This is a genomic window from Devosia sp. FJ2-5-3 (assembly GCF_029201545.1).
In the GTDB taxonomy this organism is placed as follows: Bacteria; Pseudomonadota; Alphaproteobacteria; order Rhizobiales; family Devosiaceae; genus Devosia.
Genome location: NZ_CP104007.1, coordinates 3,596,643 through 3,608,330, shown reverse-complemented (window position 1 = coordinate 3,608,330; position 11,688 = coordinate 3,596,643). Strand labels below are relative to the sequence as shown.

Genomic DNA, 11,688 nt, shown 5'->3' with positions numbered 1-11,688 from the left:
CCAGGACTAGGCAGCATCAGCCCCCGCGCTCTGTCCGTCTGTCGATCTGTCCACATTGCGTCATATTCCTTCGGCACCCTCGTGGGATCGAGGGAGGATTGTGATGCGGCTCTCACTGAACACCTTGGCACTGTCGGCCATGTTGGCTGGCTCATGCCTCACCCCTGCAATGGCGCAGGCAAGGAATGAAACCGTCCACTTCGCCCGTGGCACTTCAGGCACCACCATAACAGGCAGCATTACGGGTGATCAAAGCGTCCGCTACAGCATCGGCGCTTCGGCGGGCCAGACAATGGACGTCCAGCTCGATACGGATAATGCGAGCAGCTACTTCAACATCACCGCGCCCGGCGCCAGCGAAGCGCTGTACAATGGCTCGATTTCCGGAAACGGGACCTCGTTTGTCGTCCCATCCAGCGGCAATTACGTTGTCGATGTCTACCTGATGCGCAATGCCGCTCGCCGCGGTGAAACTGCCAACTACGAGCTCACGCTTTACATCGAAAGTGGCCAGCAGGCACCCTCTGCACCGCAGCCGGCAAATCCTCCACAGAATGGCACCCCGGCTCAGCTGGACTTGAGCCAGATGCCTCGCTTTTGCGCTGGTGAAGCGTCAGCCGAGTTTGGAGTTCGGCCCCAGGAGATCACCGTCAATGCGGCATTCCAGAGCGATGATCGCTATGTGACGCAAGGCTATTTTGACCGCGATGGCGATACCACCTTCTTCAACTGCTGGTTTGCCCTTGATGGCAGCTTCGATTCATTGAAATAGTTCATGGCGGACTGACGGCCTCCACTGCAGGATGACGTTCATCCAGGTACCGTGGGGGCGTAAATGACCGACAGTGCGACGATTGTGGGCGCGGGCAGCGAACGGTTCAAGTTGAGGCTGTCCGCCATTCTCTGGTTCCTGCTTTTCCTCGGCTTTTTACTTGGGCTCCCCGTCCTCATCGAAGCGTCACCATGGATCCTGCTGGGCGTCGTGGTGCTGGCGCTCCTGCTGGCATTTCCCATCGCTTGGCTGGTCCGGCGCTGCTTCTCGGGTCAACGGCGGCAGCACTGGCGGACAAGCTATTTCAAAGCCGCGGTCGCAACCCTCTTTACCCTTTCGGCCTTGTTGGCGGCCCCGCTCTATTATCTTGCGCTGCAAACGGCGCTTCGGCCTTTGACTGTGCCCCAGGCAACCCTCTCCAACGGGACCAAGACCGTCATTTTCCAGGGTATGATGCATGTCGGGTCGGAGGGGTTCTACAAGTCCGTCATATATGATCTCGAGAAGGCGTTGAGCGACGGCAACGTGATCTATTATGAAGGTGTCGTCAGCGACCCGAAGGGCGATGCCTGGTTCTCCCAAACTCTGGCAGGTGGCGGTGATCTGAGCGCCAATTACGAGATGCTTGGCGATGCCTGTGGCCTGCAGTTCCAGATGAACTACTTCCAGTTTCTACGGGAAGATATGGCCGCCCGGCCGGACCGCCATGTCAACGCGGACGTCTCGACCGCCGACATGATGCAGGAGTACCAGCGTCTCGAGGCATCCGACCCCGGTTTCGCCCAGGCCGTTCACGCAGACCAGGCGAAATCGAAAGCGGACGACGCCACCGACGGGGGGATTGGCCAGATCGTCAACCTGCTTCGCGGCGCGACCCCGGAGCAGAGGAGTCTGGTCGGGACGGCATGCCGTGGTTGGCTTACCATGACGCTTGCGCGGCGCACCGGGCCCAGCGCACTCGATCCGGTCATCCTCGATTTCCGCAACCGCAAGCTTGCCGAACGGATCTTGGCTGACAGCCACCAGAACATCTACATGACCTATGGTGCCGGCCACCTGCCTGGGCTGCTGGCCGATCTGCAGGCTGCCGACCCTGCCTGGGAGATCAGATCGCTGAAATGGATGCGGACTATCGACACGCCCGAGGACCTGTCGGGCGCCATCGAGTAGGGATTTGGCTTGGGGAGACGGACATGACCGATCACGCAGCTTTTCTGGGCGAGGCGATTGCATTGTCGCAGGCGGCCATGGACCATGGCAACGAGCCGTTCGGCGCCGTGCTGGTCAAGGATGGCAAAGTGGTCCTGCGGGCGGAAAACAGCGTCTTTACCGGCCACGACATGACCAATCATGCCGAGATGAACCTCGTCAAACTGGCCGCGCAGCACTTTGGTGCCGACGCTCTCGCCGCGTGCACGCTCTATTCCAGCACCGAACCCTGCGCCATGTGCGCCGGCGCCATCTATTGGTCGGGCATCGGCCGGCTGGTCTATGCCTGCTCCGAAACGCGCCTGGGGGAGATCGCCGGCATCGGCCTCGATGTGCCCTCGCGCGCAATCCTCCAGACCGGCGCCCGTAAGGTCGATGTCATCGGTCCCACCGAACTCGAGGAAGATGCCGCCAAAATCCATCAGGATTTCTGGCCAAGCCATCTGGGCAAGGCCTGACGCCACCTAAGCCGTCTTGCGGGGAGAGTTTTTTCCGAATGGCGCCACCATGCGCCACGCGCCCCGCTTTGACGGCCCGATCACAATCCCTCCACCGCGCCACTTCCCAATTCCCTCGCCGCGCCAGACCCGGTATTCATCCAGAACAAAGGATGAACAAAAAAGATGGCCGCTCTTACCCTAAATCGCAAGCTGGCGGTTCTCGCCGATGCTGCCAAATATGATGCGTCCTGCGCCTCCAGCGGCAGCGAGAAGCGCAATTCGGCCGGCACGAAGGGGATCGGCTCGACGGAGGGCAGCGGCATCTGTCATTCCTATGCGCCGGACGGGCGCTGCATCAGCCTCTTGAAACTGCTGCTGACCAATTTCTGCATCTACGATTGCGCCTATTGCATCAATCGCTCTTCCTCCAACGTGGCGCGGGCGCGGTTTTCGGTCGAGGAGGTGGTCCAGCTCACCCTCGATTTCTACAAGCGCAATTATATAGAAGGCCTGTTTCTCTCCTCCGGCATTATCCGCTCGCCCGACTATACGATGGAGCAGATGGTGCGCGTGGCCCGGTCGCTCCGCGAAGACCATCTCTTCGCCGGCTATATCCATCTCAAGGTCATTCCCAACGCAGCGCCCGAACTTCTGGCCGAGGCCGGCCTCTGGGCCGATCGCCTCTCCACCAATATCGAGCTGCCCACCGATAGCGCGCTCGAAAGTCTCGCTCCCGAAAAGCGTCCCGCCGAAATCCGCACGGCCATGGCGCGGGTCCGTGGAAAACTCGATGAGGCCAAGCCCGAAAAGAACAGCCGCGTCAGGCCGAAGAAGTTTGCGCCCGCCGGCCAATCCACCCAGATGATCATCGGCGCCGACAAGGCCAACGACGACGCCATCCTCACCCGCGCTGCCGGGCTCTATTCCGGCTATCGTCTGAAGCGCGTCTATTACTCCGCCTTTTCCCCTATTCCCGACGCCTCCGCGCGCCTGCCGCTGGCGCCGCCCCCGCTCATGCGCGAGCACCGTCTCTACCAGGCCGATTGGCTCATCCGCTTTTATGGTTTTGACGTGCCCGAGATCGTCGCCGGCGGGGAAGGGGGCAACCTCGATCTGGCGGTGGATCCAAAACTGGCCTGGGCCCTCAAGGAGCGCGCGCGCTTCCCGGTCGACGTCAATCGTGCAGACCGTGAAATGCTGCTCCGCGTGCCGGGCCTCGGCGTGCGCAGCGTCGACCGCATCATCTCGAGCCGCCGTCTCACCCGGCTTCGCCTCGCCGACATTGCCCGCATTGCCGGCTCCATCGACAAGGTGCGCCCCTTCATCACCGCCTTCGATTGGACACCCGGGGGCCAGATCGATGACGCAAAGCTGCGCCAGCGCCTCGTGCCCCCGCCGCAGCAATTAAGCCTCTTCTGATGCTCGCGGTGCGTCTTCAAAGCCGCAATGATTTTGCCGAGTGGCGCGACAAGGCGCGCCGCCTGCTCGCGGCCGGTGTCGCCCCCACCGATGTCGTCTGGCGCAGCGCTGATGAAGCCAATGGGCTCTTCGAGGCCGGCGACGACATGCTTCCCATTGTCGAGGGCGCCATCGGCTCGGTTCCCCGCGAGTTTATCACCCTCGCCAAGACCGTGATCCAGCACTCTGATCCCGAGCGTTTTGCCCGGCTCTACACCATGCTCTGGCGTCTGCAGCAGGATTCGCGGATTCTCATGAACGCGGCGGATAATGCTAACAGTCTGCTAACGAATATGGCCTCTGCGGTGCATCGTGATGCGCACAAGATGAAGGCCTTCGTCCGCTTCCGCACCGTCCCCCTGGCCGGTGAAGAGCGCTATGTCGCCTGGTTCGAGCCCGATCATTACGTGCTGGAAGCGACCGCCCCCTTCTTTGCCCGGCGCTTTGCCGGCATGAATTGGGCCATCGTCACGCCCTATGCTAGTGCCTTCTGGGATCTGGAGAATTTGTCCTTCGGCCCCGGTGGCGCAAAGAAAGATGTCCCCGCCCATGACGCGGTGGAGGATGATTGGACCACCTATTACGCCGCCATCTTCAATCCCGCCCGGTTGAAAATTTCGATGATGAAATCCGAGATGCCGGTCAAATATTGGCGCAACCTCCCCGAGGCCGCCGGCATTGCCCCCCTGATCCGCAATGCAAGGCAGATGGAACAGGACATGATCGCCCGCGCCGCCACCCAGCCGCCGGCGCGCCACCTCCGCCAAAAGGCGAAGGAAATCAGCGCGGTAGATGAAGTTATCCAGTCTCTCCCCGCCGCCAGGGAGGCCATCGAAGGCTGCCGCCGCTGCCCCTTGTTCGAGCACGCCACCCAGCCCGTCTTCGGCGAGGGCCCCGAACGGGCGGAAGTGATGTTCGTCGGCGAACAACCCGGCGACCAGGAGGATCTGGCGGGTCGCCCCTTTGTCGGCCCGGCCGGAAAAATCTTCGACGAGGCGATCGAGGAAGTCGGCATCGACCGGAAAAAACTCTATGTTACCAACGCGGTAAAGCATTTCAAATTCGTGCCGCGCGGCAAGCGCCGCATCCATCAGAAACCCGACACCGGCGAGATTTCCGCCTGCCGGTATTGGCTCGACATGGAGCGGAGCCTCGTAAAGCCCCGCATCGTTGTTGCCCTCGGCGCCACTGCCGCCCAAAGCCTTCTGGGAAAAGCAGTTTCGATCTCCAGGATGCGTGGCGAACCCATTGCGCTCCAGGATGGTTCGACCCTTATCGTCACCAACCATCCCTCCTATCTCCTGCGCATTCCGGACCCCGAGGCCAATTCCCAGGAACGGGCTAAGTTCTTGGCAGATCTACAACTTGTGGGAAAGCTGATGGCAGAGATTGAAATTTGACCCCACCCCGCTTGACAGCTTTGGCTCACGCTCCTAATTAAAGCACGCATCGGCTCAGGGCCGACGCCACTTGCGGCGGAGTAGCTCAGTTGGTTAGAGCAGCGGAATCATAATCCGTGTGTCCCCAGTTCAAATCTGGGCTTCGCTACCAATCAAAACCCCCGGGAAGCCGGGGGTTTTTTGTTTTCTGGGTTTGCTGGGTCGTCGCTGTCTGCCCGCGCAGGCTGCGCCCTCAGGCGCAGGTTTGCTCTTGTGGGTCGCAGAGGAATTCGCTGTCGAGACCATAGCGCTCGGCGATTTGTGCCATCGTGCCGTCCGACCAGATGGCTCCGAGCGTTGCCTCGACCTTGCGCTGCAGCGTGACGTCACCCTTCCAGAAACCCAGACCGAGGCGAAACCGGTCCAGCGGCGCGTCGAGCAGGGTGACGGTGAGGTCGTTGTCATCGGCCAGATAGGCGGCCAGAAGCCCTTCGGACACACCCGCCTCGATGGCGCCCCTCTCGAGGTCCTGTCGCAATGCGTTGGCGGAGTTGACGATTTTCGGACTCAATCCGAGTTGGCGCAGATATTGGCCGAGGCCAATCCGATCGAGTCCGGTAAGGCCGGCATAAAAGCCCACGGGCCCCTTGAGCGCGGTAATGTCGAGGTCCGAGGCGGTGATCAGCGCCCAACCCGTCTGGAGATGGGGGCGGGTCGTGTCGAGGAAAGACTGGGTCGTCGCGCTGAGCACAATGCCGCCTGCCAGCATCTGGCACTGGGCACGGTTGATGCGCCAATTGCGGGGATTGAAGTCCCGGCCCATGGCGGCATTGGTGACGATATTCAGCCGCCAGCCGAGGCGATCGGCAATCTCGCGCACCAGTTCGACCTCGAAGCCCGGAGCTTCGGCATTGCCGGTCACCAGTGGCGGGTAATTGGCGGGCATGCAGACACTGAGCCGACCGGTGCTGTTGACCTCGGCGCTCGACGTATCGGGCGGCAGGAAACCAAGGCCGATCAGCAGGGCAAAGCATGTCGCCAGCGGGACGAAGTCGAAGATCCAGTGGCGTTTGCGTTCGGTTGGGCGAGAGGCGGCGTTGCGGGCCATCAGATCTTCCTGAATTCCCACATGGCCAGCGCAAAGAGGCTCGCGGCCATGCCCGCCACCACGGCAAAGCCCATCGCGGGATCAAACTGGTTGAACCGGATCAGAATGCCCCGCATCGCATCGACCGCGTAGGTCATGGGATTGTGCTCGACGATCACGACCAGCCACTCCGGGTAGGTCACGAGCGTCTGGGCGCGAGTCAGCGCCGGATCAAGCGGAAACACCGAGCTGGCGGTAAAATAGAGCGGCAGGATCACGGCGTTGGAAAAGACGCCAAAGCCTTCAAAGCCGCGCACATAATTGGCGATGATGATGCCGAACGCCGTGAGCCCGAAAGACAGGAGAAACATGAGGCCCAAGGCCTTGATTATAGTTTCCAGCGTCAACCCGATGCCCACGAAATGGGCTACGGCCAGCACCATGCAGCCGTGGATGACGGCGGTTGTTGCCCCGCCCAGCACCTTGCCCAGGAGGACGAGGTTCCTGGAGATCGGGGCCACCATGACTTCACGCATGAAGCCAAACTCGCGGTCCCAGATGAGCGAAACCGCCGACTGGACGGAGGTATAAAGGATGTTGAGCACGACGACGGCGGGGAAGATGAACTGGATATAGGTGTAGGGCACGACGAACCGCACTTCGCCATAGACCTCGCCCCGGAAATAGGGGTTGAGCCCGATCCCGAGGATGAGCACCCAAAGCAGTGGTCGGCTGACGCCGCCAATGAGTTGCCCCTTGTCGCGCAGGGCCCGTTTCACCTCTCGCAGCCAGATCGCGTAGACGCCGCCCAACTGCCCCAGAACGCTACCCATCTGGCTTTTCCTATTCACTGAGATTGCGGCCGTAAAATTCCGATGCCGGGTCGCTGAGGACCAGGTCGCGGATACGGTTCCACAGGTAATTGCGCATTTCGATAAAGCGGCCGTCCGAACGCATCTGCGCAGAATTGCGAGGGCGTGGCAGGTCGACTTCAAGCGTTTCAAGAATTTTTCCGGCACCCATGACCACGACGCGATCGGCCAGCACCAGGGCTTCGTCGACACTGTGCGTCACGAACATCACGGTGGGCGTGCGCTGCCGCCAGATGGACAGTAGTTCGCCCTGCATCAGTTCGCGCGTCTGCGCGTCAAGGCTGGCGAAGGGTTCGTCCATGAGCAGCACGCGCGGCTCGCTGGCGAGAGCCCGGGCGAGAGCGACGCGCTGCTTCATGCCGCCCGAAAGCTGCGATGGCCAGGATTTTGCCGAGCGGGAAAGGCCAACCAGGTCGAGATAGTGCAGCGCGCGTTCGGCCCGCTCCGCCTTCGACAGGGGCAGGCTTTCGAGCGCAAAGGCAACATTGTCCTGGACACTGGCCCAGGGAATGAGGCGGAACGCCTGGAAGACAAATCCCATATCGGGGCCGGGACGGGGTGTCTTTCCACCGATGAGGACCGAGCCCTTATCGGGCTCGATCAAGCCATTGGCGAGGCGCAAAAGCGTGGTCTTCCCACAACCGGAAGGTCCGATCAGGGCCACGAACTCGTGCTCGGCAATGTCGAGGGACACCCCGCCCACCGCCGTGCTGACTGAGCCGTCGGGGCGGGCAAAGCGCTTTTCGACCTTGTCGAAGCTGAGCAGGGGCTTTTGCCCTTGCATGTCCGTTGGGCCCCGGGGGGTTCCGGGGGAAGAGCTGTCACTCATCGATCAGCAGGGTCCATGCCATCTTCGGTGCCGATTTCGGCCAGCACGGCATCGACGGGGGCGAAGTTCACCCACTGGTCGAGCGGGAGCTTCTCCATCCCTTCGAAATCCGGGGTGTCGTAGAGCCAGTCGGCGGTGAAGTTCAGCTCGGATGCGCTCATGCCGCCGTTGACGCTCCAGCTGCCCACGAAAGCCTTCGAGAGCAGTTCAAGCGTGTCGAGCTCGACATCGGGGCGGGCCTTGGCCATGGCGTCGACCCATTTCTGCGGATCGGCCGCAAATTCGCGCGACAGCTTGGTCAGAGCACGGATAACGGCCTCGACGTCCTCGGGGCGGTTTGCAAGGACGTCACCGGACACGGCATTGACCTTGTTAACCACCGGCGCGCCTTCATAATAGGCGTCCTGGTCGACGAGGACATGCAGGCCTTCGGTGTCGGGCAGTTCGCTCCAGACGCCGATGGAAATGGTTGTCGCGTCGATCTGGCCGGCCAGCAGGGCCTGGCCACGGACGTCCGGCTGGCCGATGGCGATCACTTCGGAATCATCGAGCGAGAGGCCAAGGCTCGAAAGCACCTTGCTCGAGAGCGAGTGGTCAAGGCTTCCGACGCGGCCGACGCCAAAGCTGCGGCCCTTGAGATCTGCCGGTGTTGCGATGTCTTCCTTGGAGGCGATGAGGAAGGGCAGGGACTTGTTGGGCGAGGTCACGGCGCGGAAGTCGGTGGCGCCATTGTGGATGACCTGCAGCAGCGCGTCGACGCCGATATTGGCCATTTCGCCTTCGCCGGACTGCAGCGCCGCGATGGCCGACGGGGTCTGCTGCACGCGGACCAGCTCGACATTGACGCCCTCGGCCTCGAAATAGCCGAGCTCGACGGCCAGATCCATGACCGAATTGGGCACCAGCGGGGCCTCGAGATGGGTCACGATAAGCCGGAACGGCGCGTCGGACTGGGCCAGGCTCGCACCGGTCATCAGGGTCATTACGGCAATACCGCCGCCGAGCGACGCCAAAAGCGATTTCAACATGACAATCTTCTCCTAATTAGCGCCGCCATCTCGCGAGGCGCAATTCGACGAATCTCAGGGTCTCGGTAACAACGACGCCGATAGCCGCGAGGGAAAGAACGATGACGAAATATTCCGCCATTCTGAATGTGTTGCCGTAGATGGCCAGAAGGCCTCCGAGGCCGCCGACGGCGGTGTAGAGTTCGGCCACAACTGTATTGATGAGCCCAATCGTGGCGCCCAGCCGAAGCCCTGTGATCACATAAGGCACGGCCCCCGGGAGGACGATGCGCGTGAAAATGCGAAACCGGCCGGCGCCGACGGAACGGCCCATTTCGATCAGCTCGGGATCGGCCTGTCGGACACCGGCGTAGGTGTTGAGCAGGACAGGCATGACCGCGCCGAGGAAGACGATGAACACCTTCGCCTGCAGTCCGAGCCCCAGCAGCACGATGATGAGCGGGATGAAGGCAACACGCGGCGTAGCCGAGAGCGCGTAAACGAAAATTTCGATCGTCCGGCCAAAGAGGCCAAAGGCGCCCATTATCACGCCGAGTGGTATGGCGACGGCGATGGCGAGGCCAAAGCCGGAGAGATAGATGGTCAGCGACTCCATCAGCCCCTTCTGCAAGCGCCCCTCTTCCAGCAATTTGCCGGCAGCGGCCAGCGTGGCCATCGGCGACGGGATGAGGTTTCGTGCCACATTGATGGATGCAATCCACCAGAGCAGGATCAACAGGGCCAGAAAGCCCAGACGTGTCAGGGCGATGAGCCAAATGGGCTCGGTGCCATCCCGCGCTGTCATCGAGAAGCCGGCCATGTCAGCCGCGTCCCCGCTTTTTCGCCGGGGTGGCGCGGGCCTCGCGCAAGTCTCGGCCCGTCAGGGTCAGGAAAACGCTTTCAAGGCTTGGTTGGTCGACGGTAACCTGCCGGAGCTGGTTGCCGAATTCCTCCAAAATGGCGTCGACGGTGATTTCGCTCGAGCGGATCACCAATTGCCCGTCGGCGGCCTGAACCGTGCCGGTGAACCGCTCCATGAGGGCCGCGTGGGCTTGTGGCGTTCGCGGGCCGACGCGCAGGAGCGGCTCGGCATGGGCCTGCTTGAGCGCGTCCGGCGTACCATGCGCCAGAATCTTTCCATGGTCGATGATGCAGATAGTGTCGCAGGCGTCCACTTCCTCGATGTAGTGGGTCGTCACGACGATCGTCAGGTCCTCGCTCTTGCGCAATGTATCCAGATAGGACCAGATTTTCGCGCGGGACTGGGCGTCGAGGCCGACTGTCGGCTCATCGAGGAACAGAATGCGGGGACTGTGCATGAGCCCGCGGGCAATCTCGAGCCGGCGCCGCATGCCGGCCGAAAGCGTCTTGACCAAAGCGTCCCGCCAGTCCGAGAGCTCGACCAGCGCCAGCATCTCGTCGATGCGGCGGCGGCGGTCGGCGCGGCTCATCTGATAGACAAGACCATGGAAATCGAGGTTCTCTTCGACGGACAGGCGCGTGTCGAGGGTTGCTTCCTGGAATACGACGCCGAGATGGTGGCGCACCTTCAGCGGGTGCTTGGCCACATCGATGCCAGCCACTTCGGCACGGCCACTGTCCGGCTTCTGGATGGTACAGAGAATGTCGATGAGCGTCGTCTTGCCGGCGCCATTGGGGCCGAGCAGGGCGAACATCTGTCCCTGCGGCACCGACAGTGAAACTTCGTCGAGCGCCAGCACGCGGCCGAAACGCTTGGATACGCCTTCGACCAGAATGGCCGGCGAGTTGGCGGAGTCGCTCATGACAGAACTCCTTTGGCGCGCAGCGTGTGGGTGAACAGCTGGCCAAGGTCATCTTGGGTGGAAACGGTCAGCAAATGCCAGTGTCTGGCAGTGAACAGTCCGTGTAGCCGGTCCTGTCGCTCGGCGAACACGGCACGGTACTGGTCGAGCAATTGTGCATCTATCGACAGTTCAATCTCCTGGCCGGTTTCGGCATCCTCAAGGGTCACGATACCCTGATCCATGCCCGAAGGGTCAATCTCGTGCGGGCTGAGAACCTGTATGGCGATGACTTCCTGGTCCAGCGCGCGCAGCATGTTGAGCACAGGCTCGAAATCATCATCCCACCAGTCGCTGACGGCGATGACGAGGCCTCGGGACGGCAGATGCTGGGGCAGGGCGCGCAGCGTGTCGATGAAGTTGCCCTCATTGCGGGCCTCGCGCTTGTCTACCCAGTCAAACATGTAGTCGGCCCGGGCCGCGCCGTGCCAGCGTGGCGACAAGAGGGTCTTGTCGGCTTCCGTCACGGCCAGCTGCACACGATCGCCGCTGGCGAGCGCAATGAAGCCGAACAATTGCGCGATCTGCTTGGCGCGCTCGAATTTCCCACTGGGGTCCGACAGCATCGAGGCCGAGAGATCGAGCGCGATGGTCACCGGCAATTGCTGGCTGCGCGCATATTCGCGCACCACGAATTCGCCGGTTCGGGCGTAGAGATAGGGGTCGAGATTGCGGGTGTCGTCGCCGGCCTGATAGGGGCGGAAGTCCAAAAACTCCATGCCCGCGCCCTTCTGCCGTGACAGCCTTTCCCCCATGCCGACGGAAGGCTGCGCGGAAGCCGGCAGCATCCTCGATCGGGACAGGCGTTCAAG

Annotated in this window: 12 protein-coding genes and 1 tRNA gene; 6 read left to right on the top strand and 7 right to left on the bottom strand. The window is 62.0% G+C overall.

All coding sequences use genetic code 11. The annotated features are described in order from the left end of the window. Nucleotides 1–103 precede the first annotated feature (103 nt). The 6 genes from N0P34_RS17350 to N0P34_RS17325 all read left to right on the top strand — a co-directional run bounded on the left by N0P34_RS17350 (nt 104) and on the right by N0P34_RS17325 (nt 5,430). Nucleotides 104–772: a hypothetical protein gene (locus tag N0P34_RS17350; protein WP_275604474.1), complete on the top strand. Its 669-nt coding sequence runs from the start codon at nt 104–106 to the stop codon at nt 770–772. 63 nt (nt 773–835) lie between these two features. After that, nucleotides 836–1,942 (top strand): hypothetical protein, encoded by a 1,107-nt coding sequence (locus N0P34_RS17345; protein WP_275604473.1) that lies wholly within the window; start codon nt 836–838, stop codon nt 1,940–1,942. A 23-nt stretch (nt 1,943–1,965) separates the two neighbouring features. Then, nucleotides 1,966–2,439, top strand: a complete 474-nt coding sequence (locus N0P34_RS17340) for a nucleoside deaminase (protein WP_275604472.1) — start codon at nt 1,966–1,968, stop codon at nt 2,437–2,439. Between the two features lie 165 nt (nt 2,440–2,604). Next, a complete protein-coding gene (locus tag N0P34_RS17335) occupies nt 2,605–3,840 on the top strand; it encodes a putative DNA modification/repair radical SAM protein (protein WP_275604471.1) in 1,236 nt (411 codons plus the stop codon). After that, nucleotides 3,840–5,279, top strand: coding sequence for a UdgX family uracil-DNA binding protein (locus tag N0P34_RS17330; protein ID WP_275604470.1), 1,440 nt, complete (start codon nt 3,840–3,842; stop codon nt 5,277–5,279). The genes N0P34_RS17335 and N0P34_RS17330 overlap by 1 nt, the downstream gene beginning before the upstream one ends. Nucleotides 5,280–5,353: 74 nt before the next feature. Next, a tRNA-Met gene (locus N0P34_RS17325) sits at nt 5,354–5,430 on the top strand. Between the two features lie 81 nt (nt 5,431–5,511). Here the strand turns inward: N0P34_RS17325 and N0P34_RS17320 are convergent. The 7 genes from N0P34_RS17320 to N0P34_RS17290 are packed head-to-tail and all read right to left on the bottom strand — an operon-like array spanning nt 5,512 to nt 11,595. Next, the gene (locus tag N0P34_RS17320; protein WP_275604469.1) at nt 5,512–6,366 is read right to left on the bottom strand and encodes a transporter substrate-binding domain-containing protein; all 855 of its coding nucleotides are present in this window, start codon (nt 6,364–6,366) and stop codon (nt 5,512–5,514) included. After that, on the bottom strand, nt 6,366–7,178 hold the full coding sequence (locus N0P34_RS17315) for an ABC transporter permease (RefSeq protein ID WP_275604468.1): 813 nt from the start codon (nt 7,176–7,178) through the stop codon (nt 6,366–6,368). The genes N0P34_RS17320 and N0P34_RS17315 overlap by 1 nt, the downstream gene beginning before the upstream one ends. 10 nt (nt 7,179–7,188) lie before the next feature. Next, nucleotides 7,189–8,001 (bottom strand): ABC transporter ATP-binding protein, encoded by an 813-nt coding sequence (locus tag N0P34_RS17310; protein WP_275604467.1) that lies wholly within the window; start codon nt 7,999–8,001, stop codon nt 7,189–7,191. 41 nt (nt 8,002–8,042) lie between these two features. Beyond that, nucleotides 8,043–9,074 (bottom strand): ABC transporter substrate-binding protein, encoded by a 1,032-nt coding sequence (locus N0P34_RS17305; protein ID WP_275604466.1) that lies wholly within the window; start codon nt 9,072–9,074, stop codon nt 8,043–8,045. 16 nt (nt 9,075–9,090) lie between these two features. Next, on the bottom strand, nt 9,091–9,873 hold the full coding sequence (locus N0P34_RS17300; protein ID WP_275604465.1) for an ABC transporter permease: 783 nt from the start codon (nt 9,871–9,873) through the stop codon (nt 9,091–9,093). 1 nt (nt 9,874) lies between these two features. Then, nucleotides 9,875–10,837 carry an ABC transporter ATP-binding protein gene (locus N0P34_RS17295; protein WP_275604464.1) on the bottom strand — a complete coding sequence of 321 codons (963 nt, stop codon included), beginning with the start codon at nt 10,835–10,837 and terminating at the stop codon, nt 9,875–9,877. Further along, nucleotides 10,834–11,595: a DUF58 domain-containing protein gene (locus tag N0P34_RS17290; protein ID WP_275604463.1), complete on the bottom strand. Its 762-nt coding sequence runs from the start codon at nt 11,593–11,595 to the stop codon at nt 10,834–10,836. The genes N0P34_RS17295 and N0P34_RS17290 overlap by 4 nt, the downstream gene beginning before the upstream one ends. Nucleotides 11,596–11,688 lie beyond the last annotated feature (93 nt).